Below are 17,072 nucleotides of genomic sequence, written 5' to 3' on the forward strand. Positions count from 1 at the left end.
ATAATTAATTAATTTTTAAAAAAACAACAGTAAAGAAGACCAATTTCTCATTTAAATTTAGAAATCGGTCTTCTTTCTTAATAAAGATCTTCCCATTTTCATTCTCTTAGGTTTTTTTTATTAAGTGAATCCTGATAAAGATCAGCATACGTTTTTGAATCTTCAATTAGCGCATCGCAGAAAGCAGCGACGTCAGCCCCTGTAACTTCTAATACCCTTTTCCCAGCAATGACACCTTCTTCGAAAAAGCTGATAATTTCCGAAAGTGGGCCAATGCCTTCATTTAGCTCAACTGGTCCCACTTTAAAAAGATATTTTTGAATCTCTTTATAGACAATTTGATAGTCTTGGGGAAGCGCTTTGACACGCGAAACATGAGCTCTCCATTCTTTTCTGCCTTCGATGATTTTTTTTATACTCATTGTAGTCCTCCTAATTTTCTGGCTACATTCTTATTTAGTTGCTCACGCCATTTATCTCGATACGTTTTTGCTCCATCGCTTCCAACGAGCGCTGCACAGAAGCCCTTGATATCATCTCCTAGGACTTCTTCAACACTCTGCCCGTCTGCTGAAGTAACTTCAAGTAATTCAAGGGCACTCTCAAGAATCGGCATCAGTTTGCGGCCGGTGAAATCTCCATGAATCCAGAGATTGCTCATAATTTCTTTCCAAGCAGTTTGATAATCAGTTGGTAACACTTTTGCTCGTTCGTCAAATTCTTTCATTTGTTTCGTCATATCGCTGCCAGTTATTTTTTCAAAAAAGTTCATCTCATTTTCCTCCTTTATCTCTTAACTCGTTTAGCTTGCTCGATACAAAGTTCCATTTTCTCCAAAAATTCTCAAGCTGCTCTTGGCCAGCTTCGTTTAGGGTATAAAACTTTCTCGGTGGACCAACATTAGATCGTTTTTTCTCGATGTTTACCAGATTATTTTTCTCAAAACGCAAGGTAATCGTATAGACTGTACCTTCAACTACATCTGTGAAGCCAAGCTCTCTAAGCTGTTGTGTGATTTCATAGCCGTAAGTTTCGCCCCGACTAATAATTTCAAGCACACATCCCTCAAGCAATCCCTTAAGCATTTCTGTAATATTTTCCAAATTATTCACCCATTTATATTTTTAAATTTTTCAGTACTCTGTAATACAGGTATTAAGTAAAACTTATTACTGGTATAATGTAATACAGAATAGTGTATCTTGTCAATTAAAATAATAAAAGGAATTGCCATTTATACTGCAACTAAATCATTTCTTACACTTTTATGTATAATTTTATTAAAATTTATAAATCAGATACATGGATACATTCAATTTCAGCAATCCTTCGCTTTTTCCACTCAGACATCGTATAATAAGGAAAGCAGAAGAAGAATTTATTTTTTCCTCTAGTCAAAAAAAGAGGTGCACTTACTTGAAACAATTTGAAACAGTACTACCAGAGAAGTACGAAGCTTTAAAAAAACAGGCCAATTATACATCAAGCTGGCGCGAGCGTTTAGCCGCAGTCGAAACTTTATCGGCTTATCAGCATGACAAAATTATAGATCTATTACAAAATCGTATGCACAATGATACGGTCTACAAGGTCCAAATAGCAGCATATGATACTCTTGTAGCGTTTGGGGAGAATGTAGAAAAACCAACACCTGCAAGCTTTGATATTATCAAAGGTACGGACAAGATTTTTCTTCGCGTGAAAAAGAGCTTACCAAAGGGCCATACAGTGGCAGAATTTGCAGATAAGCTAAAACGTATGCGTCTAGATGTCTATGATGCTTATGAAGGTGACAAAGGCGAGGAATTCATGAGCTGGTTAGAGGAACGTTGGGCAAAACTATAATAATCACCTTTCCTATAGGTGGGTTAAGTCATTCAATTCCATATGTGGAGTGAATGACTTTTCTTTTTCTCTAAAATGTAAAGATATCACTCATTTTCGATATCGTTCTAATTCTTCTGCTGGATATGCATTCATCCAATGATAGGGCTGTAACTCATTTAGACTAGCAAATTTTAAAGTATTATCCGGAGTAGTCACGCCAACCATGACATCAACACCCCAAAAACTAAGCCTTTCTTAACAGACACCGCATGCCGACAGTACCTTAAATGGACTATTTTCATTATCCCTTAAAACACACAAACAGTGAGTTACACTTACGTTGTACATATGTGCCTCACACATTCCTCCTACTTCAATACATGAAGTTAATCGAAATCTTTTCACTTTACCAGTAAAGTAAGAGCGAGCTGACTACGCCTATTTGAAAGAATAGTCAGTTCATGATGGAGAGCCAAATACTTCCACACGACTGCATTTTTTATATATTTATCTATCAATTCAAAAGGATATAAAAAGTTCATTTCCAAATTAAAACCCTCTATTAATTTATAAATTAAAATTATATTTTACTACTTACTTATTACAAAAATCTTAAAGTAGAATTAGTCCCCCTTCCCTTACTCAAATTTTGTTTGAATCGGCTACACTAAGTTGGACAGATACTATAAGGGCTAGTAGACTTAACATACTAACCTAAGGGAGCGTGCTACTATGTCACGTCAACGTCGAACTTTTACACCAGAATTTAAACTTCAATTAGTCAAGCTTTATGAAAATGGAAAGTCTCGTGCAGATATCTGTAGAGAATATGAAATCACGCCATCTGCATTAGATCGCTGGATTAAAAACCATCAAGAAACTGGGGCCTTCACTGCGAAAGAGAACCGTACTGATGAAGAAAATGAGTTAATAAAATTACGTAAAGAAAATCAACGTTTAATGATGGAGAATGACATTTTAAAGCAAGCAGCGCTGATCATGGGACGAAAATAGATGTGATTCGAAATAACGCTCACAAATATTCAATATCAGCAATGTGTAACGTCCTCAACATCGCCAAAAGCACATACTATTATCATGCCAATTTGAGTGAAAAAGAAGCACATAACACAGAGGAAGTAGAACTTTCCAACGAGATTGAACGACTCTTTAAAGAAAGCCGTAGTAACTATGGTACTCGTAAACTAAAAGTAGAATTAAAGAAGCAGAAGATGGTAGTTTCTAGACGTCGAATCGGTCGAATCATGAAACAATTAGGACTGGTATCAAAGTATACCGTGGCACAATACAAGCCGTATAAACAAACCTGTAATGAAGCACCCATCAAAAATGAGTTACATCGTCAGTTTAAACAAGAAGAGCAATTAGCTGTAGTTGTAAGTGATTTAACATACGTCCGTGTTGAGAAAAAATGGCACTATGTATGCTTATTTGTCGACCTTTTCAACCGTGAAATTATTGGTCACAGTGCCGGTCCTAATAAGACAGCAGCCCTTGTGTATCAAGCATTAGCCAGCATTAAAGGGAATTTACATAACATCAAGATGTTCCATACAGACCGTGGAAAAGAGTTTGATAACAAACTAATTTCAGAGGCACTAGAAACATTTGGGATTCAAAGATCATTAAGTATGAAGGGTTGTCCCTATGATAACGCCGTGGCCGAAGCGATGTTCAAAGTATTTAAAACCGAATTCGCAAACGGAGCACACTTCGCTTCTCTTGAACAGCTCGCTCTTGAACTTAATGATTATGTTCATTGGTTCAATAACATTCGAATTCACGGAACACTAGGTTATTTATCGCCAGTGGAATTCAAGAACAGGTCCTTATAAAGATTGTCCAGTTTAGTGTTGACATTCCAGTTAATTCTCTATTCGTTATACTAATACTTAATTTAGCTTGTATTTTCTCACCAAACTCATTTAAAAACTATTATCCCGTTAAATTGCCCTTAAAAGGAAACAGACGCTTTCCTTATTCAAGGAAAGCGTCCGATTGTTAAACATCACCTCTTCTATACAAATGAAAAAGTTTAAATAAAAATCGATTCACTTATTTTTATGTCTTAATTTTTTTAACCCAATGTTAGTTTCATACCAAAGGATATATCCTAGCCAAATGAAAACTACTCCCATCGGTAATGCTAATATTCGATCATAAGGGTGAGGAATGATTACGGTAGCCAAAGTAACTACAGCAGCAAGCGAAAGTAATATTCCAGCAAAGCGGGGAAAGACATTAGCACGAAATGTTGCAATTCCTAGAAATAAGCCGCCAAGCATATACAGTACTCCTGCAATAGGGGCCAATATTGTGAAAACACCTAGATTAACCTCACTATTGTTCTCGTCAAATAGTCCTAACATTCCTTCTACAAACATGGGAGCCTCGTTTATAATCAGCGGGTAAACAAATGCTTCAATGAAACTAAAAGTCATTGAAATTAACCAAAACAGGTTGAATAATATAAATCCTATTAAACCAATCCAGCCTACCTCTTCAAGTTGTTTCATGTAAATCCCAATAATTCCTATAATAAAGGAGAGGGACATAGCAATGCTTAAACAAGCAACTATCTGCCAGGAACTCGAAGTAACAAAAGTTAAATTTTCAGGTGGATGGATAAATTGAATGACTGTGTATAAAACTCCTGCCAAAATTGCAAATAAGCCTGCAATTTTCTTGAAATTCATTCCTACTAAATTCATTTCAACTCCCTCGTTTCAAACCATTTGTCCATTTGTTCTCCTCCTTGATAATCCGAATTATTACTTTTTAGATTTCATATATTAAGCTAAAGATAATATAAAAAGATAGAAAGAAGTGACGTTGTGGAACATTATGAATTAATTGAAAATGCATTAGTCTATATTGAGGATAATATAGAAAAATCTTTATCATTAGAATCTGTATCAAATCACTTCAATATTTCGAAATTCTATTTTCATAGACTTTTTTCCGCAATGACTGGTTACTCATTTAACAACTACTTACTTTCTAGAAGATTAAATAAGTCTGTTAATCTAATTCAAAACGAAAAGTTATCGTTAACAGACATTGCATATTTACTTAACTTTGGGACTCCATCATCTTTCACTCGCGCCTTTAAAAAACAATACGGGATAGCTCCTAGCAAACTGAAAGAAAACACGACGACGATCAATGAATCTCCTATTCCTTTAGTAGTAAAGAAACCGATTAAAAACATAAATGGTGATATAGTCACCGATTTTACCCTAGTAGAATTCAATGCAATTCGAGTTTGTGGGATAGCATTTGAAGTTGATTTAGCAACTGAAAATTATAAGTTGAAAATTCGTTCTCATTCGAGAATGCTATTAGATAATATTAATCAATCTATTAATGGCCCTTGCTATGTTATTTACTCAAATTGTCAGCCGAATTCAACAAAATTTAATGTTTTGTTCGGTATTCCATACGATATCCAGATTAACAAACCATATTACTTTACCAATGATATACCTTCAATATTTTGTGCTAAATTTCAATATTCTGGTGACATCCTGGATATAGGGGATGTTCTTACTAATGACTTTGCTAGATTCTTAAAGATTTCCAAATTAGAAGCAGAACAATCCGATATAGAAATGATTCAAGCTTTTGAGAACGTTCATCAGCTTGATTCATCCTATCATCTCTACGTACCAATAAAAAAACATCCGATTGATTTAGAATGTTAAAGTCGCTTTTTCCTCCGTCCTATTATTTTTTATTACTGTAAATATAAAATAACATCAAAAGAGTATGTAGACTTTCCACATCTTGCTGTAATTATAATTAGAGCATAAAGGGTTTATTCATCACTATAATTTTGGGATTAAGTTCACTTAATAAGCACCCATTAACCAAAAAATGGCATAGAGTGTTTATCTCTAAGCCTTTTTGCTCGTAATTATTCCATTCTTAAATAGAGTATCCCACTTAATACAACATCATTAATTCAGCTTATTCCTTAGATACTCCTCGTAGGAAATTATTCCCTTTTTTTGCATAGGGTTTGTATTTTTTCCTTCAATTAAAGAATTGTATAGTTTTCCTGAGAAAGGAATGCTTAAAACATTATTGGTTTCATTGGTAATCTTAATTTTCAACTCCGCCATTTCTCTTAATGTCATTATATCCGGACCACAAAAATCATCTAATTTTCCTTGTGGGCCTTTATTCACTAAGTCGATTAAATGTCTGGCAAATTCATTTACATCCACGCTTTGAAATTTGATCCTTCCAGGGATTATATATCTTCCAAATAAAGGTTTTGATAAAAGTAAATTATCAACGAAGCTATGAAACTGAGTTGCACGAGCAATTGTATACGGTAGAGAACTATCCTTTAATAATTCTTCTGCTTTGTATTTAAGTCTATAATACTTGAAGGGGATTTCCTCAATCCCTACAATTGATGGATAAATAAAAAGTTTTATATGATGCAACTTACTTAAAAATCTTTCAAATCCAATAACCTCGATGTCTTTAGATTTATTGACCGGACTAGTAGCTGCATGAATAATTACATCAACATCTTTTACTGCTTCTTCTAATCCTTCACCAGATAATAAATCGCTATAAACCCATTTGAAGTCTACTCCTTCAGGTTTTCTTCTCGAAGTTATTTTTACTTTATAATCTAAACCTTTTAATTGCTTTAACAAAGCGGAACCTAATTGTCCGGTTGAACCAGTTACAAGTATTCTCAAGTACAACTCTCCCATTCAAATGGATTATCTTTATAATGTAATATTCTACAGTTGGTTACTTTATTCAACTAACGTTCCCACTAGTTTAAGGCAGCCTTCCGCCCTCCTTTCACCAAAATTATAGTGTGTGATACTTATATAGCTTTAATTACTTATTCGTTACAAGATTTATAGTTTTTTATTCTAGTTTTCTTAATCTTTTCTCCCTATCCAATCTTCTTACATAATCATTTTTGATAATGTTCCAATTCTTCTGCTGGATATGCAATCGCCCAATGATAGGGTTGCAACGCATTTAGACTAACAAATTTTAAAGTATTATCTGGAGTCGTAACGCCAACCATGACATCAACACCCCGAAAACGTAACCTTTCTTGACAGACACCACATGGTGAAAGAACCTATTAGAATTTAAAATTAGTTAACTTTTTTATTTCGAATATACTTTTTTAAAACGCTCACATACCACCACCATATCTGGTGAAAATTCTATATCATACTCTTTTAATAATTCGGTAAAGAATTTTTCATGTGCTTGCCACCAATATTGATAATCTCCTTCTCCTTCTGCTAAAGCGAATTCCTCAGTAACCTCATTCATCGGAAGTACTTCAACAGATTGGATTTGAATAACAGCGACTGGCTCTTCCTGACCATCTAAAACAATATAATATTCCCCAGCTTCAGGAATAGGCGCCTTTTCTAGCTCATAAAACACATAACCCGAAGTCGTTGCTGTCTTCTTTCCTTGTACAACCAACTCCGCTAACCAATCAGCGGAAGCGCCAAATTGAAAAGCATCTTTATATTTAATCTCAAATTGATTCGTTGCTATACAAAATTCATTCCAAAAATCTTGAACTCTATTATTCATTTATTATCATCCTTTTATCATTATCTACTTTCTTAGGTTATTCCTTAATTTTACATTATAACAACTAGTATACAATTAGTAATTCTTTAAAATAATTGAACAACTAACACTTTATCTACAGATTTTGTTAAGCCACCTCAATCAGTACCCATAAAAAAAGCATCAAAATAAATTGATGCCGATTTATTAATTCAGTTGGTTGGTGTATCCCATCACTTTTCCAATAATTTGTTCTTCTGTTACTACGATCCTCTTACCTCGAAACCAATCATCCCCAATTAGATAATATTCATTATCAGAAAGTTCTATTTCCTCCATATTAAGCTCAAATATTTCATTCTTCGCTTCCTCATTATATTCTGATCCAGCTTCGTCCATCTTTTTAAAGTAATTTTCTTTATCTAAACCAGTTCTATGGGCTTTACCGTAAAAAGTGTCTAACTTAAGCCCATTAATATAAATCTGTCCTTTAGTGATCTTTACTTTTTCCCCAGGTAGAGCAACCACCCTAGATATGTCTTGGTCATTTTCTTCATTTTCAAAAGAAATAACATCTCCTCTTGAGATGTCAGTTGTATTCACATTTGATTCAATCGCTAGAGTCTTATCAGAATAATCATGATTTCCTCTGTCCATATTATCGTACATGTGGTGGTATGTTATCATCTCAGCTGTAACATGTTCAATTGTTGCAATGTCAGGTTTTGAATTTTCATCTGTTATTGTTTCAGATGATACATTAGAGCAGCCAACCAACATAATTAACGAAACAATAAAAAGCGTCCATAACTTCATTAAATTCCACCTTCTTAGATAATTTAAAAAACCTTTAAATTTTTTCTCTTACTATCATTCTTTATCAGTGTCTATATTTCTTGATTGATAAAAGTTAAACATGCTGTAAGTAATAAAATCATCATAAGATTCTATATCTTTCGTAACATCGGTAAAAAAGATGCCCAACTTTTGTGAACATCCTTCAAAATTAATATTTGCAAAACTTTTGGCGTCACCTTACTCTTCACCACGCCAATAGAATTCACTTACCACTTCAGCAAAAGCTTCAGTAGAACGATGAAGTTCCTCAACAGTATTATCTACACCGCCAATTTCAAGAATGATGGAATTTGGAGAAAGATCTTGATTATATATTCCATTTCCTTGACTACTACTTTTTTGTAAAATTCCTTTTGATAATCCTGGATATAAAGTATCTAACATTGTTTGTAATTCATTTGCAAACGCAAGATTCTTTTCATAATCTGCATGTCCAGTACCCACCACAAATAATAATCTAGCATACTTTAAACCGTTAATTTCAATTGAAGTATCCCTTTTTCTTAAAGAGTCACGATGTACATCAATAAAATAGTCCAAATCTCCACTTTCACTTTGTGCAGCTTTTACTATTTCTCCTGATAAATCATATGAATTTCCATAAATTAAATTTTTTGTCTCTAAAAGTTGTACTATATCTGAAGTATCAACTTTAGTTCCTACACCATAACTTTCCAATGCTCTACCTAGCATTTTTCCAACTAAAGTAATATTGGCTATTGAATGATAAGCTTCTTCTGGTTTAAATGTATTTTTAAGATAGGGCAAAAATGATTCTCTACTATGAGTATGATAGATGTAAACGACATCTTTTCCAAAAGTAGCCTGCATTTCAGGTCTTTTGGATGATTTCATATTTTCAAAAATAACATCTATGTTTTCAAATTTAAGTTCTCTATTCTCAAATAGAGTCTTCATTGAGGGTTGATATTCATCTCGCTCTGGTGAACCTAAGTTATTATCTATTTCTATTTCTGTATTTTGACCAAATGGATTATTAGGTTTCTTAAAATAATTTGAACCTTCACTAGAATTACTTTTTTCTGGTAAATTAGTTTCATCGAGAGTTTCACTGTTTTCATTTTTATTAGATTCATTAAAAAACATGAGCCATAGAAAACCCAGTAACCAAAGGAAAAATAATAATAATGCAAAATATAATAGAAGTACTAGTATAGTTCTTTTTTTTGCACTAGCCTTTTTATTCTGTTTTAATTTTGTAGACATTCAGTTACTTCTATCCTTCCCTGACTCACAATTATTAGATTCAAATATTAATAATTATACGTATTTTAGTAGTAACAATTAAATTAAATTAAGAGCATTTACGAATAAATTTTTAACTACCTACCTATTTTATTTGAGTTTTAATTTCCAAATAAGAAAACAAAACACTAGAATAACAATAATAATTTGGAATTCTAAATCAATCAGCATTAACCCATAAATTGCAGTTGCTTCCATTAGTATGGAGGGTACTTTTCCAATTGTACTTGCTACTGCAAATAAGCTAAGGGAAACTTTTGAAAATGCAGCTCCCAATGTTACTGCCCCTGATGGAATAAATGGCATAATTCTTAAAAATAGAATCATCCAAAAAGCATTTATTCCTTCAAGTTTTTTTATTTTCTCAATTAACCTTGTTGAGTTTTTTTTAACCTCCATTTTTTTAATCCTTTTCTATATAAAACAAAGCTTATAATTGCACCTAATGCTTCTCCGATAATAGATACTATAAATCCACCATACAGGCCAAAATAGGAAAGATTAGCAAAGGTAATAAATGCACTGGGTAAAACTCCAGTAATACTAATCAATATGTTAATTAATATACTTACAAAGATAGAAAAAATGCCAGCTTGGCTTAAAATTCCCATCATAATACCAACTCATTTTCATAATTTTTTTGTTGATGGCGTCAATAATCAGGATCACGCAGAAAATTAGGTGCTGATTGAGCTAGGGGACATAGATAATAATGAAGAGGAAATCATTCGTACTCAATCAGTTCCTTCAAAAGCTATTTCAATTATCTTTAAGAACCAATCTTAACGGAAACTATTAATTAATTTCAGATAAATTAAATATTTCAAATTATAAAGTACACCTTAAACTTTCAAGGTGTACTTTGTTGAGAATTATTCAACGGCTAGTTCAGTTTCTGTTAACCATTTATGATTTGTTACTTCAACGCCTGTTGTGGAAGTATAATCTACCATATAGACTGTTGTTTCTTCTGCACTATCAATTGTTGCAGTTGCTCCTTGCATCCCTTCCATGTGATCTGCATTAATCGTTACTTCTTCACCTTGTTTAAATGGTTCTTCTCCTGCTCCTTCTAACTCTTCATGGATTACCCACTTATGATTTGTTACTGGCTCTCCACCATTTGTAGGAGTATAGGAAACAGTATAAACGGTAGTATCATAAGCCCCTACGATTGTAGCTTCAGCACCATTCATGCCTTCCATGTGATCAGCTTGAATTATCGCTTTACTACTAACTGGAAAAGCAGGATCTGCTGATTCTTCTAATCCTTCTGGTATTTCAGCATCTCCTGAGTGATTCATTGAGGAATAATCTGTGTCCTCTATTCCTTCAGATTCATCAGTATCTTCCATGCCCTCCATGTCATGCCCTGTCATCTCATTTGTTTCTTCTTGAGCTGTTTCATTTTGATTTGCCTCATCATTATTATTTCCTGAGCATGCTGAAAGCATTAAAGCTGCAGATAATGAAATAACACTTATCATAATTTTATTAGTCATTATAAATTCCTCCCAATTAATTATCATTATTTATTTTTTCCTACTTCTCGTAGTATAAACTTTAAATTTGCAAAAAATATGCAGAATAACTTCTTCTTTTATTAATTACGTTTGCTGAAATGACAAATAAAAACAAAGTTATTCTACATATTGTAGATTAGCTTTGTTTTTATCGAAATTCTTAGATTATGCATGGTTCATCTTAGTTAAAAAATTTTAATAGGAAATATAGCATTATACATAGAAAACTAATTCCTAAAAGCGAAAAACTTATCCATTTAAAATCGTCTCGTTTTTGTAATTTTTTATATTCTTTATAACTAATTTCTCCATTGGCAAATTTTAAACCAAAAGAATCGGGGTTTACAACATAACAGTTATTACATTTATCTTGGAGAATAAGCTTTGTAATAAGATTCTTCCTATCCCATTGTTTCTTTAATATTTGAGAAGTTAAATATGTTCCCTCTATTCCTTCTATTCTTACGATTGTAAATAATGAACTTTTATTTATTTCCTCATACATTTTATATGCATACTGTTCAATAAAATCATTATTAACACACAACACCTTCACCTCGTTATTTTTTTGGATTCATTTTATATATTGTATTCTTTGATACTATAATACTTTAATAATAAAAAATTCGCATAAGTATCAATGCGAATTAATTACTTTACTGCATAATGTCTTTGAATTGTTTAGTAAATGATATATCAGTTAAAAATAAGTAAGCCTTCATTTAATCCTAATGTGTTCGAATTAACAATTTTAAAATGTAAAGTTTAAATATACATTAGCGGGGTACCCTACAATCGTATCAAAACATTAAGGAGGTAGGTAAAATGCATGAACAATTTAAAGAATGTATCGAAGAATGTCTTGATTGTTTGATTGAGTGTAATCATTGTTATGATGCATGTTTAAAAGAAAAAGATGTCAAAATGTTGGCTGAATGTATCCGACTTACTCGAGAGTGTGCTGATATTTGCAGTTATGCAGCGTCTGCCATGTCGCGTGGAAGTCAGTTCGCTACTGAGATCTGTATACTATGTGCCGATATTTGTGAAGCATGTGCAATTGAATGTGAAAAGCATAGTAGTCACCATGAACATTGTAAGAAGTGTGCAGAAGCTTGCAGAAAATGCGCCGATGTTTGTAGAACAATGGCTAGCTAATCAAAAGAGAGTAACCCAAAACTTAACAGGGTACTAAAAAAATTGCCTAAAAATTTTTAGGCAATTTTTTTCAATTTCATACTTAATCATGATTAATCTTAAAAAGTTGTGCATTAATTGCAAAATAGTACTTAGACATTACGGCCAATCCAATTGCTGTTGTAATGACGACTACAACGTTATACGGTACTTCTACAGCAAGTGGATTGAATTGATAATATATCCAGCAGTCCAGCCTAGATTTTGAACCATTTTCTGTGACTAGCTTTGGAATGTTTTAAGGTACTAAGTATATAAATTGGATTACTATTGACTAAGACAACATCCGCAGTTTCAATGGCAACTTCTGTTCGAGTTCCAATAGCAATCACTAGATCCGCTTCCGCTAATTCTGGTGGATCAATCACACCGTCTCCAACCATGACTACTTTCTTTCCACCTTCATTTTAAGCTTTTACATTATTTGATTTTATTATTTTATATTCCCCAATAAGTTAATGTATCAAAGATTCCTATAATTATTAGCAGAAGACCAGCTATCTTTTGTATGATTTTTCCGATTTTAATACTCTTTTTCATAATTAAACCTTTTATATCAAAGTACCAAATTAACCCCAATATAATAATTAATGGAATAGATGTGGCAAACCCAAATATGACTGGTAGTATAATTCCAAAAGATGTGGATACAACTGTTGGCATTAACCATACAAAAAAAAGTACAAACATCGTTGGACAGAACGCTATTGCAAAACTAGACCCTAACAAGAAAGAGCCAAACTTTCCAGTCTTAATATTCGCTGGGACATAATTAAAAAGTTTGTTTAAAAACCTCAACCTTATAATTCCAAGAAGTACTAATCCAGTTAAGATTAAAAGCGGACCATTCGCTTTTCGAAATATAGGAAAGTATTCTGTTATTTTAGACTCGAAGGATTGACCAAAGATCCAAGCTAATAATCCGATTGAAAAATAAACTACAACTTTTCCACCTATAAACGAAAAAATTTCTACCCAATTTTTATCAACTTGTATTGTACGATTTCCGTACAGAGTAAATGCACTGATATTTCCTGTAAGTTGACATGGAGCAAATGCACCGATTAATCCTAATAGAAGCGCAATAATAATTGGGGGATGTTCATATGAATTTAAATATACAGAAATAGGCTGGCTGATGACTTGACTGATTTGTGATAAAAAGCTATACATTTCTAATATTCACTACCTTATTCAAGTACTAAGTTTCCATGTACAGCAAGGCTATACCATGAATCTCCTTGATCTTTTGTTTGATAAATCGATAAATTATTTGTCACTATTGTTATTTCTTGGTGCTCATTTGGATTAACTGCAAGATTAATGATTGGATCATTCTTTATTTCTTTCGGAAGTTTAATATCCTTTACTTCCTTACTCTCTAATGTAAATAATTTTAAATATACTTGTTGAATATCATCAATAGTGGAATAAATTCCTCCATTTTCAATTAAAGTTACATAGGTTACCATTTCATTAAAAATTAATTCCGAAAAATTTTCTCCATAGTCCTTTGATAAATAAATTCCATCTTTACTACCTATTACAAGAATTCCTTCTTTTGATGGATGTGCTGCAAAATTAGAAATAGAAGATGAATTAAATCCATTTAGGGCTACTTTAGTCCATGTCTTTCCTTCATCAGTTGAATAATGTAAACCACCCTCTAAATTATCCGTAGGTGTTTCATTAAAGACATAAATTGTATTATTATCATAACCAACTGCAAGATAATGGAAATCAAGTTCCCCATAAAAGGCTAATTGTTCCATATTAGCACCTTTACCTGTACTTTTAATAAGTCCTAAGGGGTTTTTTAGATTTGAACCTTCCTCTGGATGTCCACTTGAATAGAAGCCGTCTCTAACTGCTGCAAACCCCATATAATCATGTTTTTGACTATTAGCTACCTTCCATGATTTTTTGTCAAATTGATATAGGCCATTATGAGTTGCAACTAAGAACTCATTTCCTCCATTTGCATACCCTAAACCATGAACATGGTCAATTTTTTCGTTTTTCACATTTTCGAATGAATACTTTTGTTCAGAATTACAAGCTACTAAGAAAATAGATACCAATAATAGTCCAAATAAGATTTTTATTATTTTCATTGTCATTTTCCCCTTAACTCCATTTATAACCGATTCCCCATGCTGTTTTTAGAAATTCATCAGTAGGAAATCCTGCCTTTTTTAGTTTGTCCCTTAAATTCCGAATATGAGAATCAACTGTTCGGATATCAGTTTCAGTTTCGTATTCCCAAGCTAAATCCAACAATTCTTCACGCGTATATGTTTTATTGGGTCTAGATATTAACGCCTTTAAAATAAAAAACTCTTTTAACGTTAGCTGAACTTTTAAATCAAAATATTTTAAGGAATACCTTTCAGTATCTAAAGTAAAGTCATTGTAATGGATACTGAGATCTTTTTCTTCTTCTGGTGATCGCCTTAAAATTGCATGGACTCTTGCAACCAATTCTCTTTCATCAAAAGGTTTTGTAATGTAATCATCTGCACCACTGTTTAAACCTTTTACTAAATCAATTTTATCTGTTCTCGCTGTCAACATAATAATTGGAACATCGGAGAATTCTCGGATGGCATTACACACTTCCCATCCATCCATTCCAGGCATCATTACATCTAATAAAACTATGTGTACTTTCTCTTTTTTTAGTATATCAATCGCATTTTTCCCACTTGATTCCTTAATACACTTTATTCCTTGTGGCATCAGAAATAATTCAACCAAATCTAACATTCTATGTTCATCATCTACTAAGAGAGCTGTTTGCATATTGTAAGAACCTCCAAATTAAATCATTAACTTAAATGTGCTGCCTTCACCTAGTTTGCTTGCTACTTCTATCGTACCTCCATGTGCCTCAACTAACTCTTTAACAACCGATAGTCCAATACCTGAGCCACCATAAATGCGAGAACGAGACTTTTCAACCCGATACAATCTATCGAAAATAAATTCAATTTCATCTGAGGGAATACCAATACCTTCATCACTTACTGAAATAACTGCTCTACCATTCAAACTATAAGCCTCTAACCGTACTTTTTTACCATTGTTGGTATATTTCAATGCATTATCTAAAAGGTTCAGTACGATTTGTTGCAATCGTAAAGGGTCAGCGAAAATTTGAAAGTTCTCTTTGCTTTCGAAATCTAATTTAAGGCCTTTATTCAAAAATGAAGGCCCTACGAGTTTAAATATATTATCTAGGAATGGCTGAGACAAAAAGTTTTCTTTATTAACCGTAAATGAATTTTCATCTATCTTTGCTAAATCAAGTAAATCTTTAACTAGATCCTTCATACCGTCAGCTTCTTCAGCAATAATAGAAAGATAATGATCTCGCTTTTTCTCATCTAGCTCTTTTCTCATAGCTACTTTTGCATAACCAATTAAATATGTTAAAGGCGTACTTAACTCATGTGAAATCGATGCCAGAAATTCATTTCTTTCTTTTTTTAAGAGTTCTAAATCCTTTGCAAGCTTCTGAATAGCAACTGACAATTCCCCAAGTTCATCCTTACTTGCATATGAAAGTGTTACCTCGAAATCTCCCTTACTTAATTTCTCTGTAGCCTCTTTCATATTAATTAATGGTCTTGTAAGGACTTTTGATAGGACTGCGTAAATAATTAGAATAATTACAACACTCGTTGCACCTGCGATTCCAAAATGCATAGTTAACTCATTCACCATTTGATTTATAGAATTTGTACTTTGATACATTAGTACATAACCAGAATGCTCACCATTTTGATAAGGATGTATACTAACGATATAGGGTGAATTCTTATAGTCTGAAACTAAAATACTATCTAAATTTGACTTCTTCTTCATAACTGATGGCACATAGCTCTCTAATGTTGGATTATTTTCATCAGAGCTGCTAATAACAACACCTTCACTATTAATAATCATTACTTCTCTATTATTATTATTTTCCATCAATACGATATGTTTAATTGTAGATTCAGAATAGTTTTCAGTTAATACATCTCTATGATTTTCTCCATTTGCTAACAATCTAGAAAATTCCTCACCCACTCTACTATGTATTATGTTTCGGTGAAGATAAAACATTAGAATTAACTCCAATATAAGTACGGCAGCAAAAAAGTAAAGGGCCAACTTTGTTGAAATTTTATTCAATATAAACACCCACTCTCTCAGAAAGCTTTATTATAATTTAAAAATATGAAAAAATTATGCAGATTTTTAAAGCAAATAATCTTTAATAATAACTAAAAAGAAAAAAATATGAAACATAGATTGAAAATAAATTTATTTTAAGGGAGTGGACAAGTTGACATTCTCTGAACTTATTTTAGAAAAATTAACCAAGATAGGTATATTAGAATCTTATACATTGAGAAGGGTGATTCGTGGTAATCTTATAAAGCCGGTTAGGGGTAAAATCAATATAATTTGACGATGTAGTTATTTTTGATAAGTAATTAAAGATCTATGGACTGATTCAAAATACTAATTATATTCGTAATTATATTTTTGGACATATGTCCACCGATTTTGTTTCAGAACTTAATCCATATGAAGTGTACAATATACAAATGTTGGTCAGGAGATTGATTCTAGGAAATCTAGAACTTTAGGAATTTAAAGTTAATAAAAAATAGACTAACTTCACAAGTAGCTAGTCTATTTTTCATTAACTCATTAATTAAATATTAAATACACTGAGTTTTAGTCAACTAATTGTTCAACAAAATAGCTAGAATTGCATAATCAACCGTTTAAGTTGTTAAAACTATATAGTGAAAA

General features: G+C 32.4%; 21 protein-coding genes. 4 read left to right on the forward strand and 17 right to left on the reverse strand.

Going from position 1 to position 17,072, the window contains the following annotated elements:
* Positions 1–98: 98 nt before the first annotated feature.
* Genes LG296_RS09760 through LG296_RS09770 form a run of 3 tightly spaced genes read right to left on the reverse strand, consistent with a single transcriptional unit; the run spans position 99 to position 1,103 of the window.
* Positions 99–422, reverse strand: a complete 324-nt coding sequence (locus tag LG296_RS09760; RefSeq protein WP_107936965.1) for a DUF1048 domain-containing protein — start codon at positions 420–422, stop codon at positions 99–101.
* A complete protein-coding gene (locus tag LG296_RS09765) occupies positions 419–772 on the reverse strand; it encodes a DUF1048 domain-containing protein (RefSeq protein WP_107936967.1) in 354 nt (117 codons plus the stop codon). Before LG296_RS09765 ends, LG296_RS09760 begins: the two co-directional genes overlap by 4 nt.
* 1 nt (position 773) lies before the next feature.
* The gene (locus tag LG296_RS09770) at positions 774–1,103 is read right to left on the reverse strand and encodes a PadR family transcriptional regulator (protein WP_107936969.1); all 330 of its coding nucleotides are present in this window, start codon (positions 1,101–1,103) and stop codon (positions 774–776) included.
* A gap of 313 nt (positions 1,104–1,416) precedes the next feature.
* On the opposite strand from LG296_RS09770, the gene LG296_RS09775 reads away from it, so the two are divergent.
* On the forward strand, positions 1,417–1,845 hold the full coding sequence (locus tag LG296_RS09775; protein WP_107936971.1) for a HEAT repeat domain-containing protein: 429 nt from the start codon (positions 1,417–1,419) through the stop codon (positions 1,843–1,845).
* 714 nt (positions 1,846–2,559) lie between these two features.
* A protein-coding gene (locus LG296_RS09780; RefSeq protein ID WP_404426987.1) for an IS3 family transposase occupies positions 2,560–3,683 on the forward strand; the annotation gives its coding sequence in 2 pieces (ribosomal slippage) (positions 2,560–2,806 and positions 2,806–3,683; 1,125 coding nt in all).
* Positions 3,684–3,899: 216 nt separating this feature from the next.
* On the opposite strand, the gene LG296_RS09785 is transcribed toward LG296_RS09780, so the two are convergent.
* Entirely contained in the window at positions 3,900–4,559 is a 660-nt protein-coding gene (locus LG296_RS09785; RefSeq protein ID WP_107936973.1) for a hypothetical protein, read from the reverse strand.
* A 123-nt stretch (positions 4,560–4,682) separates the two neighbouring features.
* On the opposite strand from LG296_RS09785, the gene LG296_RS09790 reads away from it, so the two are divergent.
* Complete coding sequence (locus LG296_RS09790) at positions 4,683–5,552, forward strand: helix-turn-helix transcriptional regulator (protein ID WP_107936975.1); 870 nt, start codon at positions 4,683–4,685, stop codon at positions 5,550–5,552.
* A gap of 255 nt (positions 5,553–5,807) precedes the next feature.
* Here the strand turns inward: LG296_RS09790 and LG296_RS09795 are convergent, their stop codons facing one another.
* The 8 genes from LG296_RS09795 to LG296_RS09830 form a co-directional block, all read right to left on the reverse strand.
* The gene (locus LG296_RS09795; RefSeq protein WP_251399066.1) at positions 5,808–6,566 is read right to left on the reverse strand and encodes an SDR family oxidoreductase; all 759 of its coding nucleotides are present in this window, start codon (positions 6,564–6,566) and stop codon (positions 5,808–5,810) included.
* Between the two features lie 430 nt (positions 6,567–6,996).
* Entirely contained in the window at positions 6,997–7,440 is a 444-nt protein-coding gene (locus LG296_RS09800; RefSeq protein WP_107936979.1) for an ASCH domain-containing protein, read from the reverse strand.
* A gap of 186 nt (positions 7,441–7,626) precedes the next feature.
* On the reverse strand, positions 7,627–8,235 hold the full coding sequence (gene lepB / locus LG296_RS09805; protein ID WP_107936982.1) for a signal peptidase I: 609 nt from the start codon (positions 8,233–8,235) through the stop codon (positions 7,627–7,629).
* Between the two features lie 219 nt (positions 8,236–8,454).
* Complete coding sequence (gene spoIIP, locus LG296_RS09810) at positions 8,455–9,504, reverse strand: stage II sporulation protein P (protein WP_107936984.1); 1,050 nt, start codon at positions 9,502–9,504, stop codon at positions 8,455–8,457.
* A 129-nt stretch (positions 9,505–9,633) separates the two neighbouring features.
* Positions 9,634–9,942, reverse strand: a complete 309-nt coding sequence (locus LG296_RS09815; RefSeq protein ID WP_107936986.1) for a VTT domain-containing protein — start codon at positions 9,940–9,942, stop codon at positions 9,634–9,636.
* The gene (locus LG296_RS09820) at positions 9,912–10,157 is read right to left on the reverse strand and encodes a hypothetical protein (RefSeq protein ID WP_107936988.1); all 246 of its coding nucleotides are present in this window, start codon (positions 10,155–10,157) and stop codon (positions 9,912–9,914) included. The genes LG296_RS09815 and LG296_RS09820 overlap by 31 nt, the downstream gene beginning before the upstream one ends.
* Positions 10,158–10,415: 258 nt before the next feature.
* Positions 10,416–11,045 (reverse strand): YdhK family protein, encoded by a 630-nt coding sequence (locus tag LG296_RS09825; protein WP_107936990.1) that lies wholly within the window; start codon positions 11,043–11,045, stop codon positions 10,416–10,418.
* Positions 11,046–11,247: 202 nt separating this feature from the next.
* Positions 11,248–11,613, reverse strand: coding sequence for a hypothetical protein (locus LG296_RS09830; protein WP_107936992.1), 366 nt, complete (start codon positions 11,611–11,613; stop codon positions 11,248–11,250).
* A gap of 278 nt (positions 11,614–11,891) precedes the next feature.
* Between LG296_RS09830 and LG296_RS09835 the strand changes: the two genes are divergently transcribed.
* Entirely contained in the window at positions 11,892–12,224 is a 333-nt protein-coding gene (locus tag LG296_RS09835) for a four-helix bundle copper-binding protein (protein ID WP_107936994.1), read from the forward strand.
* Between the two features lie 236 nt (positions 12,225–12,460).
* Here LG296_RS09835 and LG296_RS09840 read toward each other — a convergent pair whose 3' ends face one another.
* The 5 genes from LG296_RS09840 to LG296_RS09860 are packed head-to-tail and all read right to left on the reverse strand — an operon-like array spanning position 12,461 to position 16,373.
* The gene (locus LG296_RS09840; RefSeq protein WP_181418099.1) at positions 12,461–12,646 is read right to left on the reverse strand and encodes a hypothetical protein; all 186 of its coding nucleotides are present in this window, start codon (positions 12,644–12,646) and stop codon (positions 12,461–12,463) included.
* Between the two features lie 55 nt (positions 12,647–12,701).
* Positions 12,702–13,436 (reverse strand): sulfite exporter TauE/SafE family protein, encoded by a 735-nt coding sequence (locus tag LG296_RS09845; RefSeq protein WP_107936996.1) that lies wholly within the window; start codon positions 13,434–13,436, stop codon positions 12,702–12,704.
* Between the two features lie 17 nt (positions 13,437–13,453).
* Positions 13,454–14,377: a F510_1955 family glycosylhydrolase gene (locus tag LG296_RS09850; protein ID WP_107936998.1), complete on the reverse strand. Its 924-nt coding sequence runs from the start codon at positions 14,375–14,377 to the stop codon at positions 13,454–13,456.
* Between the two features lie 13 nt (positions 14,378–14,390).
* The gene (locus LG296_RS09855) at positions 14,391–15,065 is read right to left on the reverse strand and encodes a response regulator transcription factor (protein ID WP_107937000.1); all 675 of its coding nucleotides are present in this window, start codon (positions 15,063–15,065) and stop codon (positions 14,391–14,393) included.
* Positions 15,066–15,083: 18 nt separating this feature from the next.
* Entirely contained in the window at positions 15,084–16,373 is a 1,290-nt protein-coding gene (locus tag LG296_RS09860) for a sensor histidine kinase (RefSeq protein ID WP_404426981.1), read from the reverse strand.
* Positions 16,374–17,072 lie beyond the last annotated feature (699 nt).

It is taken from the genome of Ureibacillus chungkukjangi, from assembly GCF_044795995.1.
Lineage (GTDB): Bacteria > Bacillota > Bacilli > Bacillales_A > Planococcaceae > Ureibacillus > Ureibacillus chungkukjangi.